At 58.6% G+C, this 15,243-nt stretch carries 10 protein-coding genes; 2 read left to right on the top strand and 8 right to left on the bottom strand.

Translation table 11 applies throughout. From position 1 onward, the window contains the following. Window positions 1–12 precede the first annotated feature (12 nt). The 7 genes from FEZ62_RS11570 to FEZ62_RS11540 all read right to left on the bottom strand — a co-directional run bounded on the left by FEZ62_RS11570 (window position 13) and on the right by FEZ62_RS11540 (window position 11,424). A complete protein-coding gene (locus FEZ62_RS11570) occupies window positions 13–3,057 on the bottom strand; it encodes a multidrug efflux RND transporter permease subunit (protein WP_172927744.1) in 3,045 nt (1,014 codons plus the stop codon). A gap of 81 nt (window positions 3,058–3,138) precedes the next feature. Further along, window positions 3,139–4,272, bottom strand: coding sequence for an efflux RND transporter periplasmic adaptor subunit (locus FEZ62_RS11565; protein ID WP_090513007.1), 1,134 nt, complete (start codon window positions 4,270–4,272; stop codon window positions 3,139–3,141). A 234-nt stretch (window positions 4,273–4,506) separates the two neighbouring features. Continuing rightward, complete coding sequence (locus tag FEZ62_RS11560) at window positions 4,507–6,138, bottom strand: methyl-accepting chemotaxis protein (RefSeq protein WP_172927743.1); 1,632 nt, start codon at window positions 6,136–6,138, stop codon at window positions 4,507–4,509. A gap of 178 nt (window positions 6,139–6,316) precedes the next feature. Continuing rightward, window positions 6,317–7,411, bottom strand: coding sequence for a DUF1513 domain-containing protein (locus FEZ62_RS11555; RefSeq protein WP_172927742.1), 1,095 nt, complete (start codon window positions 7,409–7,411; stop codon window positions 6,317–6,319). Further along, window positions 7,412–8,473: an imelysin family protein gene (locus tag FEZ62_RS11550; RefSeq protein ID WP_172927741.1), complete on the bottom strand. Its 1,062-nt coding sequence runs from the start codon at window positions 8,471–8,473 to the stop codon at window positions 7,412–7,414. A 10-nt stretch (window positions 8,474–8,483) separates the two neighbouring features. Then, the gene (locus FEZ62_RS11545) at window positions 8,484–9,908 is read right to left on the bottom strand and encodes a di-heme oxidoredictase family protein (protein ID WP_172927740.1); all 1,425 of its coding nucleotides are present in this window, start codon (window positions 9,906–9,908) and stop codon (window positions 8,484–8,486) included. A 175-nt stretch (window positions 9,909–10,083) separates the two neighbouring features. Beyond that, window positions 10,084–11,424 (bottom strand): imelysin family protein, encoded by a 1,341-nt coding sequence (locus FEZ62_RS11540; protein ID WP_172927739.1) that lies wholly within the window; start codon window positions 11,422–11,424, stop codon window positions 10,084–10,086. A 203-nt stretch (window positions 11,425–11,627) separates the two neighbouring features. Here FEZ62_RS11540 and FEZ62_RS11535 point away from each other — a divergent pair, with 203 nt between their 5' ends. Beyond that, a complete protein-coding gene (locus FEZ62_RS11535; protein ID WP_172927738.1) occupies window positions 11,628–12,200 on the top strand; it encodes a LemA family protein in 573 nt (190 codons plus the stop codon). A 30-nt stretch (window positions 12,201–12,230) separates the two neighbouring features. Then, a complete protein-coding gene (locus FEZ62_RS11530; RefSeq protein ID WP_242454945.1) occupies window positions 12,231–13,091 on the top strand; it encodes an E3 ubiquitin ligase family protein in 861 nt (286 codons plus the stop codon). Here the strand turns inward: FEZ62_RS11530 and FEZ62_RS11525 are convergent. Then, window positions 13,062–15,161, bottom strand: coding sequence for a GGDEF domain-containing phosphodiesterase (locus FEZ62_RS11525; RefSeq protein ID WP_172927736.1), 2,100 nt, complete (start codon window positions 15,159–15,161; stop codon window positions 13,062–13,064). The genes FEZ62_RS11530 and FEZ62_RS11525 overlap by 30 nt on opposite strands. Window positions 15,162–15,243: the final 82 nt, after the last annotated feature.

Raw genomic sequence — 15,243 nt, 5'->3', positions numbered from 1 at the left:
AGCACAGTCAGCTCAGGCGCTCACTTCATTGCTGTGTGCATCCGGCGTTGCCAGATAGCTGTACACGCACGGCAGCACGAACAGTGTGAAGAGGGTGCCCACTGACATGCCGGTGGCGATGACCAAGCCTATATCAAAACGACTGACCGCACCGGCGCCGGTGGCCAAAAGCAGCGGCACCATGCCGAATACCATCGCGGCAGTGGTCATCAATACGGGTCGCAAGCGTATCGCTGCGGCTTCCTCGATAGCCTGACGACGATTCAGGCCTTGCTCGCGGCGTAGTTGGTTGGCGAACTCGACAATCAGAATACCGTGCTTGGTAATCAGACCAATCAGGGTCACAAGGCCGACCTGGGTATAAATATTCATACTCGAAAAGCCCAGGAACAGCGGAATCAGCGCGCCGCAAATCGACAGCGGTACGGTCACCATGATCACCAGCGGATCGCGGAAGCTCTCAAACTGCGCAGCCAGTACCAGAAAGATCAGCGCCAGTGCCAGGGCGAATGTTGCGTACAGCGCGTTGCCTTCCTGAATGAACTGGCGCGATGAGCCGGCGTAGTCGAACGTATAGCCGGGCGGAGCTTCTTCCTCGGCGATCTGGCGCACCGTGTCGATGGCCTCGCCCATGCTCACAATCGGGAAGCCCTGAATAATCGCCGAGTTGAGCTGCTGGAACTGGTTGAGCTGGGTCGGCCGCGCCCGATCACTCACGGTCACCAGTGTCGACAAGGGCAACATCTGGCCTTTGGCGTTCTTCACGTAGTATTTGTTCAGCCACACTTCACTGTCACGGAATTCGCGCTCCACCTGCGCGATCACCTTGTAACTGCGGCCTTCGATGGTGAAACGGTTGATTTCACCTTCACCCAGCAGGCTGGACAGAGTAACGCCGATATCCTCCATGGATACGCCCATTTGCGCGGCTTTTTCGCGGTCAATCTCGACCACCACTTCCGGCTTGTCGAACGCCAGATCCACATCGAGGAAGGCAAACTTGCCTGACTTTTCTGCGCGATCCTTGATGGTGTTGGTCAGCGCAAGGAGTGACTCATAGTCGTTCGGCGTATTGATCACGAATTGGAATGGCAAGCCAGATCCCGTGCCGGGCAAGGAGGGCAGGTTGAAGCCGAATACTTGCAGGCCAGGCACTTGATCAAGCTTGGCTTGCAGCTCCGGCAGAAGCTCCATCTGGCTTCGCGAGCGTTGATCCCAGGGCTTGAGCTGGAAGCCGCCGATACCGGATTGCACGCCGTTGAAGCCGTTAATCTGGAACCATGAGTTGTACTCCGGGATGTCCTTGAAAATCGGCAGGAACTGATCGGTGTACTGGTTCAGATAATTGAGGTTGGTCGGCTGCGGGGCGTTGGAAAACATGAAGATGATGCTTTGATCTTCCTCGGGCGCCAGTTCGGATTTAGTGAACTTGAGCAGCACCGGAATCAGGCACAGCACCAAAATGGCGAAGACCAAAACCACTGCACGGGTTTCAAGTGTGCTGTGCAGCGCGCGTTGATAGCGGCTTTTCAGGGCGCCAAAAATGCTGTCGAGTTTGTTGGCGAGGCCAGAAGGGTTCTCTTCATGGCGCAGCAGCTTGGAGCACATCATCGGCGACAAGGTAAGCGCGACGATACCCGAGATCACCACTGCGCCCGCCAGCGTCAGGGCGAATTCCTTGAACAGTGCCCCGGTAAGGCCCTCAAGAAAACCGATTGGCGCGTACACCGCTGCCAGCGTGATGGTCATTGAAATGACCGGCACGGCAATTTCTCTGGCGCCTTCTATCGCCGCATCGTGCGGGCTTTTGCCCTCTTCGAGATGGCGGTGAATGTTTTCCACCACCACAATCGCATCGTCCACCACCAAGCCGATCGCCAGTACCATGGCCAGCAATGTCAACAGGTTGATCGAGTAGCCCATCAGTTGCATGAAGAACAACACGCCGATCATCGACAGGGGAATGGTCACTACGGGGATCAATACCGAGCGCAGCGCGCCTAGGAACAGGAAGACCACGATCACCACAATGATCACGGCTTCGCCGAGGGTTTTCACTACCTCATCAATCGAGGCCTGAATGAACTGCGTGGCGTCGTAGGCAATCGACACTTTGAGGTTCGACGGCAGCTCTTTGGCAAGCTCCGGCATGACCTTGCGAACTTCCTTGATCACATCCAGCGGGTTGGCGCTGGGCGTGCCTTTGATGCCGATATAAACCGATGGGATACCGTCAAATGAGCTGATCGAGTCATAGTTCTCTGCGCCCATCTCAACCCGCGCGACATCACGCAGCAATACCCGCGAGTCGCCCTCGGTCTTGACTGGAATCGCGCCAAACGCAGCTTCCGATTTCAGATCGGTTTCGGCGTTGATACTGGTGACCACCAGCTCGCCCTTGACCTCGCCCGCCGCAGACAAATAGTTGTACTTGCGCACGGCATCGTTGATGTCCTGAGCGCTGACGCCGAATGCCGCCATCTTGCGCGGGTCCAGCCACAAACGCATGGCAAACACCTGATTACCCAGAATCTCGGCTTCGGCCATGCCGGGCAGGGTGGCGAGTTTGGGTTGGATCACTCGCGACAGGTAATCGGTAATCTGCGGGTTGCTCAGCTCGTCACTGTAAAAGCTTACGTACATCAGCGCCGAAGAGTCGGCGGCTTCTTTCGACAGCACCGGATCTTCGGCAGCCGGTGGCAGTTGGTTCTTGACCTCGTTGGCCTTGGCCAACAGCTCGGTAAACAGGCGGTCGCTGTCTTCGCCGATGCGGGCATAAATTGAGATGATCGAGAAGTTCTGCCGGCTCACCGACGTCATGTAATCGATGCCCTCAGCGCTGGCCAGACTTTGCTGGAGCGGCTGAGTGATATAACCCTGAATCGTTTCGGCGTTGGCCCCGGGATAAGCCGTAGTCACCGTAATCAGGGCGTTTTCGAGTTGTGGATATTCACGGATAGTGAGCTTACTGAACGCCTGAAAACCCAGCAGAATGATCAGCAGGCTGACAACAGTCGCCAGCACCGGGCGGCGTATGAATGGGTCGGTAAAAGCCATGGCTATTTCCCTTCGATCAGCATCGGCGTGCTGAAACGTAATGCGTAAAGCACCCGGAAATCTCTGGGTGCTTGGCTGCTTTTATTGTTTGGTGGCTTTGCTGGCAGGCTCGGTGACAATGCTCACATGGGCGCCGTTATCCAGCTTGAGCTGGCCGGTGGCGGCAACGCGCTCGCCCGGTTCAAGCCCGTCTAGGACAACCACCTGACCGTCGCGGCGCTCGCCCGTCTCGACGATGCGGCGTTCGACCACGAGTTTGGCCTGGCCGTTGTCATCGTTAACAACTTGGCCATCGTCATCTTTCTGCTCGCTGATCACGTAGACCGAGTTGCCGTACAACGTATAAACCACCGCTGTCTCGGGCAGCAGAACCTGATCCGGTGACTCGGGCAGCAATACATCGAGGCTGGCAAACATGCCGGGGAAGAGTTTATTGCCGGGGTTTTTCAACTGCGCGCGCACCAGTACGTTGCGGGTGGTGTCTTCGACTTTGGGGTTGATCGCGGCAATCTCACCGGTGAAGTGCTCATCCGGGTAGGCGGCCACCTTGAACTGTACGGTTTCACCGAGATGCAGCTTGGGCACCGATTGCTCAGGCAAGTAGAAGTCCAGGTACAGCTGGGAGGTGTCTTGCAGCGTGGCAATCAGGGTGCCGGATGCGAGGAAGTTACCCACATCAATCTGGCGGACGCCAATGGTGCCGTTGAATGGCGCCAGAATACGTTTTTTGTCGAGCAGGGCTTTGATCTGATCAACACTGGCCTGCGAGGTTTGCAGTTGAGCCGCGAGGCGATCAAATTCGCTTTTCGAGATGTTCTGCCGGCCGACCAGGGTCTTGCCGCGGTTGTACTCGACACGGGCCAGATTGAGGTTGGCCTGGGCGGTGGCCAGATTGGCCTGCTCAACTTCGTTGTTGAGTTGCACCAGTGGCTGGTCCTTGTTGACGTGCTGGCCCGAGGTGAACAGAACATCGCGCACGATCCCGCTCACTTCAACCGTGAGGTCGACGCCTTGAAACGCCTTGAGCGTACCAATGGCGGCCAAACGCTGCTGCCAAGGGCGCTTTTCGGCTGTGGCAGCCGTGATGCTGATGGCAGGTTTGGGTTTGGAGAATTGCTGAACCTGCTGATAAATCGAGTAGCCCTTGTAACCACCCAGTGCAAGTACAACGATTAAAACGGCGCCCAACATCATGAGCATACGGCGAAGCAGCATGTTTCTCGTCCCTGGCAGGTCAGGCACAGCCTGAAAAAATTACCAAAGACGAACAGTAGTGCCGGTCGTCAGGCAAGTCAAAGCCTGGCTGAAGGAATTGGTTTCGTGTTGCGTCACACGCCCAGTTAATGTGTAAGAGGCTGACTCTTTACGCATTTCTAAACCGCTGTTGTAGCGTTTTCGGCGCAGTTGTGCACAAAGGGCGCGCAGTTGCAGGCGCCCCTTGCTTATCGGTCAGGCGCTGAGGCGTTGGGTGACTTCGCCCAATCCGGCAGACAACTGATGCAGGTTGTGGCTGGCACTTTCAGTGCGCTGCACGGTTTTCTCATTGGCGCTGGCGATGGTGGTGATTTCGGTCAGGTTGCGCGATATGTCTTCCGCGACGGCCGTTTGCTCTTCTGCCGCCGTGGCAATCTGACGGTTCATGTCGCGGATGGCTTCAATCGCGGCGGTGATGTTTTGCAGTGCACTGCCAGCCTCGATCACTTGCTCCAGACCACGGTCGCTGCGGCTACGGCCATTCTCAATGGCGCGCACGGCATTGCTTGCGCCGGTTTGTACGGTATCAATAATCTGATTGATCTCGGCAGTAGACTCGGCCGTGCGCTGCGCCAGCGTGCGCACTTCATCGGCGACCACGGCAAATCCGCGTCCGGCTTCGCCTGCGCGCGCGGCTTCAATTGCTGCGTTCAGGGCCAGCAGATTGGTTTGTTCGGCAATTCCACGGATGACTTCAAGCACCTTGCTGATGCGGCCACAGTCGTCTTCGAGCTGACGGGTCACCTCGGCTGTGGTGGAGATTTCGCGGCTCATCAAGGTGATGGTTTCAATGGTTGCCTGCATCACTTCGCCGCCTTGCTGCGCTGAGCGATCTGCATCGTCGGCGGCATTTGCAGCCTCGCCTGCATGGCGGGCGACTTCCTGCGAGGTTGCCGACATTTCGTGCATGGCGGTGGCGACTTGATCAGTGCGCGAGAACTGGTCTCGCGTGCCTTGCGACATCTGCGCGGCGATAGAACCGAGTTCACTGCTGGCGCTGTCGAGATTGCCGGTGCTGGATTTCAGTTGGCTGAACGTCTCGGCGAGGAAGTCACGCAGGGTATTGGCGGCCACCGCGAGCTTGCCCAGTTCGTCTTTGCGACTGGCATCGACGCGCTTGGCGAAATTGCCCCGGCTGAGCTGGGCGATGTACTCGACCAGTTGGCCGATCGGGTTGATCAGGCTGCGGTTGAGTAACCACAGGCAGGCCATGCCGATAACAACGCTGGCAATCAGCATGAAGGCGACGCCCAGCGTCAGGGTCTGATGGGCTTCATCGCTGATCAGTTGCGAGCGTTTCTGGCTGGCTGTGCTGAGCTGTGCAACCAGTTGATCCATCTGCTCGCTGGCGGCGCGGTCAATGCCTTTTACGGCTGCATCACCCGCTGCCGGGTCGGCGCCGGCCTCACTGAACGCCTTAAAACCCTGACGATAGGCTTGGCCCATGTTCAGGTGTTCGCTGATGAGTTTGTCGGTTTGCGCGCGCAATGCCGGATCACCTTGCTCGCCAGCGCTCTGAGCCAGCTGCTTGAGGGTTTGCTGAACCTTGCTTTCCTGAGCTTGAAACTGCTGCCAGTACTTGTCGCGATCCGTTGGGTTCTTGCCGCGTAGCAATACGTTCTTCCATTCCTGCACCTGAATCTTGAACTCAACATTGGCCTCGTTCACCAGTCGCGATGAGAGGAGCGGGCCGTCAATCAGGTCGCGGTAGGCTTGCATGCTGTTGGACATGAACGAGAAGCAGAACAGCGCGATCAGCAGAATCAGGATCAGGCTGGCGCCAAGCAACGACAGGATTTGTGCTCGCAGAGAATGCATCAGGGGCATGGTATGCGCCTCGGGTAGGAAATTAGGCAAAGTCTTCGGCGCGGGTCTAACTTCCGTGTTGTGCTGCAAGTGTCGCGAAGAGGTCGAGCCCAGTTGTCGGCCGGCAGGCCAAACTCTTTAATGCGCATGACCCGTCAGTCAGCGGGCGCCGACTGACGGTCATGTTGAGAGGCGAGCGTCAGGCCAGACGCAGGTGGTTGTCCCAAAGCCCGGCGGGAAGTTGCAGAGGTTGTACGGCGATTTTTGGCTGACGGCAGTCGTACAGACGGCAACGGCCCTGACCGGAGCTGACCACAAAACCCTGTTCGACTGCGCCGACGCCGGCGCAATCCGGCAGCGCTGCATCAAGGCGCACAGCGCCCGTGTCGAGGTCCCAGATAAACACCCGATTGCCGCGCGGCGCGGTCATGGCCAGCAAGCGCAGCTCGCTGTTGATCGCCACGCTGGCGGTGTATTGGTGCATGACCAGACGCTGCTCCTCGCCGAGCGGGAAGGGCTGGAAGGCTTCGCCCGGACGCTTGATCGCCACCAGTGGCGCCTTGTCGGTGATCTCGCCCATGTACTGCTGGCCGCTGACAATGGTGCCGTCGGCGGCAATAGCCAGGTGGCGGATGCTGTTCATGCGCTCTGGCAGCTGCTCTTTGCTGATCAGCGAGCCGTCGCGCTTGAGCAACACCAGGCTGGGTTCCATCGAGTCGAGGTTCATCTCGACGCGGCTTTCGGCCTCGGTGCGGATGCCGCCGTTGGCAACCACCAGCGTTTCGTTGTCTGGCAGCCAGAGCAATTGATGCGGGCCAACGCCGTGGGTGGACAATTCGTGGTCACGGATCAACTGCTTGCCTTGCAACCGGTAAGCACTGATCACCCCGCGGCCCGGCTCGGAGGTGTCATTTTCGGTGGCGTACAGCCACTGGCCATCGGCATGGAACGCGCCGTGGCCGTAGAAGTGACGCTGGGCGGGCGAGGTCAGGGTCTGTAGCAATTCACCGGTTCGGGTGTCGATCAGATAGCTCTCGGTGCTGGGGCGACGTCCGACAAACAAGGCCATTGGCAACTGCGGGTGCGGCACTACATCGTGGCAGCGCTCATTCACCTGCGTGGCGAATACCTCGTTGCCGTCGAGTGTATAGCCGACAGCGTAATGTTTGCCGTCGGCGTTATTGCGCGCTGAAACCAGCAGCGGTTGCGGGCCGTTGTGAATCAGGGTCCAGCCACCCATTGCGGTCGCAGCGAGGGCCAAACCGCCAAGGCCGAGGAAAGCTCTGCGTTTCATTCAGTCTCCGTCGTTTGCGTTGAAGCCAAGTTGGATGCCAAGGGTTCGCGCCAGCTCGCCTTCGTGTAGGCGGTGCAAAATGTTCAGGGTTTCGTAGAAGTCGTTCAGCGACTTGCGGCCCTGTTCGTCCTTGAGCATTTCGCTCAGCGGTCGTTGCAGCGTTGCCAGTTGCGCGCGGGTCTCGGCATAGGCCGCGTCGATCTTGTCTTTCAGCGCCTTATTGTCATCGCCGAGCAAGGCCTGGATGCCATCGTTGTTGGCGCCGTGCCAGATTTTCTCGGCACCGGCCAGCGTAGCCGAGACATTGCTCATGCTGGCATTACTGCGCCATGCTTCGGCTTGATACGGCTGCGGGGTGCCCTTGGACTGACGGCCCATTGGCGTGCCGAGCTTTTTCTTCAGGCCGTCGATGGCCGTGACCTGGGTGCGTAACAGTTCGGCAATGGCTTCGGTCGGCTCGGCGTAACGCTCATTCGGGAAGGTCTTGAGCTGCGCCGAAATACCGTCCTCGGCTTGCCATTGCTCCAGCACGTGAGTCGATAAGGCCTGCTGATGATCGCCAATTGCGGTGAGCAGCGGGCAGTAACGTGCCTTCTGCGCCGGGTCGTTAAGGTCAATCGAGGTGTCATACAGAACGTATTCATACGCTGTCAGGCCTTGCACCACGACGCTGGATTTGTCGAGGATGGCCGGGGTGACTTGCGGCGTTTTGTTGAGCAACGCCGTGACCTGGCGCGCGACCAGATTCTTTTTGTCTGGCCAGAACTGCACCTGCCACGACAAATTGCCTTCGCCCATCGGCCCTACCAACATCGGCTGCAAACCCGCCCAAGCGCTTTGTGCGCCGAGGAAGGCCTGACGTGCTGTGGCCAAATCCTGTTGGTCGGCGCAGAACGCCGCGCCGCTGCTGGCCAGTTGGCGATTGGTTTCAACCCAGCTGCTGTAGGCAGGGACCAACACGCCTTCCGTCAACGCTGCACTGGTGGTCTGTTGCGGATCGGTTTGCGAGCAGGCACTGAGCGCCAACCCCGCAAGGGCAATGGTGAATGGTGAACGCATCATGCGCAGCTCCTCACAGCGAGTTCAGGAAGGCCAGCAGCGCATCGCGCTCACCGGCAGAAAAGGTCAGTACGTGTTGCTTGGCATCGGCCGCTTCGCCGTCATGCCAGAGTATGGCTTCGAGCAGATTGCGCGCGCGGCCATCGTGTAAAAACTGGGTGTGGCCGTTAACGGCTTCGGTCAGGCCGATTCCCCAGAGTGGCGGCGTGCGCCATTCACTTCCAGAGGCGAGAAATTCCGGGCGGTTATCTGCCAGGCCCGGGCCCATGTCGTGCAGCAAAAGATCACTGTATGGGCGAATAGACTGATTTGCCAACTCCGCCTCTGCCGCGTCGCTGCGGGTGGTGAATGCGGGGGTATGGCAAGCCTGGCAACCGGCTTGAAAAAACAGGTTCTTGCCGGCCAGCACCTCAGCTGAGTCAACGTCGCGACGCGCCGGTACGGCGAGGTTGCGGCTGTAGAACAGGATACTGCCGAGCAGCTTGTCAGTGACCTCAGGCTCGCCACCGTTAACCGCGTCGAGGCAGTCCTGCTGCGCCACGGTGCAGTCATCGCGGGGAAGCAGGCTGGTGGTCAGGCCCATATCACCGGCAAAGGCGTGGGCATTTTGCTGATTGAGTGAGGGTTGGCCGGCTTTCCAGCCGAATCGGCCCAGCACGGTTTTGCCCTGCACATCATCCCACACCTGATTGGCGCGCCCGGAAATACCATCACCGTCGGCGTCGTCCGGGTCGGCATTGGCGAGAATGTCGTCATCGGCAATCGCCTCCAGCAGGCCGAGGCCGATCATCGGTGGGGCAACACGTGCCGACATCATGGTGTCGGGATGCATCGGCCCGTAGCCGAGTTGGGTAATCTGCAACGAGGGCTTGCGTAACTCGACCGTGAAACCGTCTTCGAAGCTGACCTGTTCATGGCTGTAGCTCATTCGAACCTTGCCTTCAGGTGCGACTCCGGGATTGGCCATGTCTTGCAACTGGCCGCCGTAAGTTGGCTCGGGGACCACGCCCATACGTTCGATGATTGCCGCTTGGTCCGCCGTGGGGCTGATCGACAGGCGTACCAGCATCGAGGTGGCGGTGACTGCTCCCGGGGCAGGCGGATGGCCGCGACCGTCCTTGATGTGGCAGTTCTGGCAGGCATTGGTGTTGAACAGCGGGCCAAGGCCGTCACGGGCAATGGTCGTGGCCGGGGCGATGACCCAGGGATTGCGGAAGAAACTATTGCCCACGCTGAAGTCGAGACGGCGCAGCGGCGAGAGATTGGCCGAGGGCAGCGAGAACGCATTGTGGTCGGTTTTGAACACGGTAGTGCTGCCGCCAGAAAGGGCTTCGCCGGGTTCAGCCTGGGTGAATTGTGGTGCTTGGTCACAGCCGCTCAGTCCCAGAGAAAGGCCGATGGCTAGCAGTGCAAACGATTGACGCAGGGTGACCAACATTCAGCTGAACCGTGTTGAACAGGGCGTGCAATCTTAGCAGTTTGGCTGAATTTAAATAAGAGCGATTTGCGTTACCAAGACGATTAGGGGCGATTTGTCGCGCCGGCCATACCTATTTCAGGCATAAAAAAGCCGGCGGGCTTTACGCGCGCCGGCTATGGATAACACGGACCGATCAGAACTCGTGGTCAGCAGTATCCGGGTTCAGGTCGCTGATGCCGAGCTTGCCAGCGGCTTGCTCGATGGCGCCAGTCTGCTTGACCAGTGCAGCGATTGCGTCGCGTACGATCTGGTTACCTTCAGCATTGTCGGCTGCGATCATTTGGTCGTACTTCTCGCCCTTCTCGGCGGTGTCGACCATAACCTGCAACTTGGCTTCAGTGTTGGCCAGGTCATCTTTCAGGGTCTTGTCGGTTGCCGGATCAACTTTCTCCACCAGCGACGACAGGCTTGGGCCGGTCAGTGTGCTGCCGTCGACTTTCTTGTATTCGCCGAGGTAGATGTTGCGGATACCTTTGGCGTCATAGAAATGCGCGTTGTGGGTGTTGTCGCTGAAGCAATCCTGTTCGTCTTCAGTCGAGTTGGCTTCCAGCGAAACTTTCATGCGCTCACCGGCCAGTTCGCCCAGAGACAGGCTGCCCATGCCGAAGAACATTTTACGCATGCCGTTCTCAGCGCTGTCTTTCTCAAGGCTGGCGCGATAGTTGTCCGGCTTGCCTGGCTGCCATTGGGCAACCATTTCGTCGAGGTCGCTGACCAGCAGATCGGCAGCGGCTTTGAGGTATTCGCGGCGGCGTTCGTTGTGCTCACCAGTGGCGCCTTCACCGACGATGAAGTCGGAAGCAGGACGCTCGCCAGCACCCGGATTGGTGCCGTTCAGGTCCTGGCCCCAGAGCAGGAATTCGATGGCGTGGTAGCCGGTCGCAACGTTGGCTTCCGAACCGCCCAGCTCATTCAGGCTGGCCAATGTTTCAGGCGTGATCTGAGCCACGTCGACTTTATCTTCACCGACCTGAATTTCAGTGTTGGCGATGATGTTGGCGGTTGCGCCCGGGTTACCCAGCGCGTGCTGGTAGTCTTTGGCTACGTAGTCGATCAGGCCTTCGTCGAGCGGCCAGGCATTCAGCTGGCCTTCCCAGTCGTCAACCACCGGGTTGCCGAAACGGAATACTTCGCTCTGCATGTACGGTGCGCGAGCAGTGACCCATGCCTCGCGTGCAGCTTTAAGGGTGGCATCGGTCGGCTCGGCGAGGAACGCGTCGATTGCCGCGTGCAGTTCTTTACCGGTGCTGGCGGCGTCACTGAATACAGCGAGTGCGATGTCGGCGTAATGGTTGACCACTGCCTTGGCAGCAGCCTCATCAACCTTGCTGGTGGCTGCCGGAGTTGCCGGGGCGGCGCTTGGGGCTGGAGCCGGGGCAGCGGCCTGGGTCGCCGGTGCCTTGTCTTCGCCACAACCGGCGAGGGAAATGGCGATAGCTAGCAGGCTGGCAGAAGCCAGGGGCAGACGAATCATGACGACATCCTTTGTTGGTTGAAAGTGATGAACAAGCAGCAACTGCTTGCGAATTGCCAACATAATGCGAAAGATTTGCATTACCTGTAAAGCCTTGTTGCGATTAATTCGCATAAAACTCGTGAAGTATCACGCTATGCAAGCGTCTCGATGCCGCTAGAATGCCACTACTGCCTAATTGCAGAGGTTAAGGAGAAACCCGCATGAGTTTGTTTAGCGTCGCCGTGATTGTTGTATTGGTCTTGCTCGTGGCTTATGCCATTTCCCTCTACAACGCTTTAGTTCGGCTCAAGCATGGCGTCAGCAAAGCGTGGGCGAATATTGATGTGTTGCTAAAACAGCGTCACGAAGAGCTGCCGAAGCTGGTAGAAACCTGCAAACAATACATGGCGCACGAGCGCACCGCGCTTGAGCAGGTGATCAATGCGCGTCAGGCGGTTTCCACTGCGCGGCAGCAAGGCGATGTCGGGGCGTTGGGCAAAGCCGAGAGTGGTTTGCGCGCCGGTCTCGGGCAATTGTTTGCGCTGGCCGAGAACTATCCCGAGCTGAAGGCCAACGAAAGCTTCAAGCATTTGCAGCAGCGCATCAGCGGATTGGAAAACGGTATTGCGGATCGCCGCGAGCTGTATAACGAGTCCGTCAACCTCAACAATGTGCGCATCGAGCAGTTTCCAGATGTTCTTATCGCCCGGGCGATGGCGTTCAAACCGGCAGAGTTGCTGCAATTCACTGAGGCCGAGAAGGCCGACGTCAACCTCAAATCACTGTTCAGTTAGTCCATGGGAATTGAAGGTGCCTGGATCGGCATGGGCCTGACTGTCGGGGCCGCAGTGGCGGGCGGCTGGTGGTTCATGCGGCGTTATGCGCAGGCGCGGCACTTGCTCGACACGCCCACCTCGAAAATTCGCTCGGCCGCGCAAGGCTATGTCGAGTTCTACGGCGTGTTACAGGCCTGTGCAGGCGCTGAAGTTATCGCGCCATTAACCGGCAAGCCTTGCCAGTGGTGGCGATTCAGGATCGAAGAGTATGTCGGCGATGACAACAAAAAGAGTTGGCGGCCGGTTGAAAGTGGCGTCAGCGACAGTTGGTTGCAGCTCAGTGACGGCACCGGCGAGTGCCTGATCAATCCGCAGGGCGCTGAAGTCCGGCCGGTAACCCGGGAAATCTGGAAAGGCAGTTTGCGCCATCCGCGTGGTCCGCAAAAGTCCGGACTCACGGCGTTCCTGAGCATGGGCAAGCGCTATCGCTACATTGAAGAGCGCCTGCACGTTGGCCAGCCGTTATACGCCATTGGTGATTTTCGCAGCAGTGGCGGTGGGCGTCAGGGGCTGGATTTGCAGCGCCGTCAGGCCGAGGTGATTCGTCACTGGAAGAGTGACTTCAGCGGTTTGCTGCAGCGCTTTGACTCCGACGGCAATGGCCAACTGGACGAGCAGGAATGGAATCGGGTGCGCCTTGCCGCGCAACTCGAAGCCGAAGACTTGCACCGTGCCGACAGCCTCAAGCCTGACCAGCATCACATGGCCAAGCCACTTGAGTCGCAGCCCTTCATATTGTCGTGTGCCGGTGAAGATGAGCTGGCCCGCCAGTTGTACTGGCAGGCAGCGGCGGGCGCGGCGGTGTGTATTGCCGGTGCGTTAGGCTTTGCCTGGATCCTGGGCAACTAGCGCATCAGCTTGGCTGACCCGTTTGGCGCCAGGGCTGTTGCGCTGCGCCTGACGCAGCAGCGGGGTTAGCTCACGCGCCGGCAAGGGGCGACTGTAGAAGTAACCCTGACCCTCATTGCAACCTTCGGCAATGATGTAGCGCTCCTGCTCAACCGTCTCGACCCCTTCGGCAATCACCTGCATGCCAAGGCTCTTACCGAGCTGGATGATGGCGCGCACAATGGTCGCATCGTCCTCGTCATCCAGCAGATCCTGCACAAAGCTTTTGTCGATCTTGATCTTGTCGAGCGGCAAGCTCTTCAGGTAACTGAGCGAAGAATAGCCGGTACCAAAGTCATCAATCGCGATCAGCGCGCCGGAGCGGCGCAGGCTGTGCAGGTGCATGGCTGCCGTGCTGATGTCTTCCATCAGGCCGGTTTCGGTGACTTCCAGTTCAAGGCTGCGCGGCGGCAGGCGGTAAACCTGCATCAGGTTGCTGATGACGCGAGGCAGTTCGGCGTGGTGCAGCTGCACGGTCGAAAGATTGACGGCCATGCGCAGGTTGTTGAAACCCATGTCGTGCCACGCGCGCAGTTGGCGGCAACTCTGGTCGAGCACCCACTCACCAATAGCGGTGATCTGGCCGTTACTTTCGGCTAACGGAATGAATTGATCCGGTGGAATCAGCCCGTGCTCCGGGTGAGACCAGCGCAGCAGCGCCTCAACCCCGACGATCTGGTTGTGCTTGTATTCAATCTGCGGTTGGAACACCAGATAGAACTGATTGAGCGAGAGGGCTTCGCGCAAATCCTTTTCGAGCCCGCGACGGCGCCGAATTTCGCTGTCGACACTGGCAATGTAGAACTGGAAGCGGTTACGCGAACGCGACTTGGCCAGCGTCATGGTCTGCTCGGCTTTTTGCAGCAACTGCTCAGTGTTATCGCCATCTTCCGGGAACAGGGTGATGCCGATGGTGGCGCGCAGCAGCACGTCCTGGCCATCGACCTGAAACGGCGACTCCAGGCTGTCGAGAATACTTTGGGCCAGATCGGCCGCCTCATAAGGCTGCCCGATGCCGGCCTGCACCAGTGCAAACTGATCGCCGCCCAAGCGTGCCAGCGTGCCAAGGCGGCTGCTGTGGGTGCGCAAGCGATCAGCCAGAGCCATCAGCAGGGCGTCGCCGGCCTGATAACTGAACTGCTCGTTAATGCCCTTGAAGTCATCCAGACCCACGCACAGCACAGCCACCCGACGTTGCGCCGGGCCTGCAGATTGAAGAATCTGATCAAGCTGGTTTTGCAGCTGCTGGCGGTTGGCCAAGCCGGTGAGAAAGTCGAACTGCGCCATGCGTTGCAGGCTGCTCTCGGCTTCGTCGCGTAGCTGACTGTTGCGCTCAATCGAGGCGAGCAGTTGGTTGGCGGTATTAATCCACAGGCCGAGTTCGTTGCGCTCGTGGCCTTTGAGCATGGGCAGCTTGTGCTCGCTCGGACGGTCAGGATTGATATTGCTCAGGTTCTCGATGATTTTTGCCAGCGGCTTGGTGAGCAGCCAGTGGTAAACCAGATACAGCACCAATGCCATCGCCAGCGCGCGCAGCACCCCGGAAATAAAGATCACGCCGGAGTTGGTGATGAAGTTGGCGCCATACACCGCCGTGTCCAGCGTGATGCGCAGGTCGCCGTAGTATTCGTTATACGGGCTGCGACCCACCAACTGAGTGTTGTAGGTTTGCTCTTTGCCGAGAATCGGGTCGGTTAACCAGCGCGTTGGCAGGTCGAGCAATGGCCTGGTTTTTTCGGCCAGCATCGGCTCATTCGGGTGGCCAATCGCCGCGTAATGCACGGATTCATGTTTGAACAGACCCTCGACTACCTGCATGCCCATTTCGCGGTCGAGGCTATACACCGCTTGCGTGGAAGGGTCGCGAAACATGTCGAGAATTCGATGGGCGTCATTGGTCACCATCTGACGCGTTTTATAGGCGTCAAAGACAATTTGCGCACAACTCAGAACGACACCCACGATAAGCGCAGAGAACAAAACCATTCCGAGCAGTTTGAGTGACAAGCTGTTTTTGCGATCCTGCTTCAAATAGCAATCCTTGTTTCAGAGCGTTGCGATTCGGCTCTTTGCAGTATTGGCAAACTGCCCGGTGTCGTCAAAGGTCGTGGCT

The sequence above is a fragment of the Pseudomonas sp. MS19 genome (assembly GCF_013277615.1).
GTDB classification, from domain to species: Bacteria; Pseudomonadota; Gammaproteobacteria; order Pseudomonadales; family Pseudomonadaceae; genus Aquipseudomonas; species Aquipseudomonas marincola.
Note: the sequence above shows the minus strand (reverse complement) of the source record. Positions and strands in the feature narration are given on the sequence as shown.

What these genes read in the sequence shown, in the direction of transcription:
- FEZ62_RS11560 (WP_172927743.1), bottom strand. Translation starts at nt 6,138, where the DNA reads ATGCCCCTGATGCATTCTCTGCGAGCACAAATCCTGTCGTTGCTTGGC.
- FEZ62_RS11550 (WP_172927741.1), bottom strand. Translation starts at nt 8,473, where the DNA reads ATGATGCGTTCACCATTCACCATTGCCCTTGCGGGGTTGGCGCTCAGT.
- FEZ62_RS11555 (WP_172927742.1), bottom strand. Translation starts at nt 7,411, where the DNA reads ATGAAACGCAGAGCTTTCCTCGGCCTTGGCGGTTTGGCCCTCGCTGCG.
- FEZ62_RS11545 (WP_172927740.1), bottom strand. Translation starts at nt 9,908, where the DNA reads ATGTTGGTCACCCTGCGTCAATCGTTTGCACTGCTAGCCATCGGCCTT.
- FEZ62_RS11565 (WP_090513007.1), bottom strand. Translation starts at nt 4,272, where the DNA reads ATGCTGCTTCGCCGTATGCTCATGATGTTGGGCGCCGTTTTAATCGTT.
- FEZ62_RS11570 (WP_172927744.1), bottom strand. Translation starts at nt 3,057, where the DNA reads ATGGCTTTTACCGACCCATTCATACGCCGCCCGGTGCTGGCGACTGTT.
- FEZ62_RS11540 (WP_172927739.1), bottom strand. Translation starts at nt 11,424, where the DNA reads ATGATTCGTCTGCCCCTGGCTTCTGCCAGCCTGCTAGCTATCGCCATT.
- FEZ62_RS11535 (WP_172927738.1), top strand. Translation starts at nt 11,628, where the DNA reads ATGAGTTTGTTTAGCGTCGCCGTGATTGTTGTATTGGTCTTGCTCGTG.
- FEZ62_RS11530 (WP_242454945.1), top strand. Translation starts at nt 12,231, where the DNA reads ATGGGCCTGACTGTCGGGGCCGCAGTGGCGGGCGGCTGGTGGTTCATG.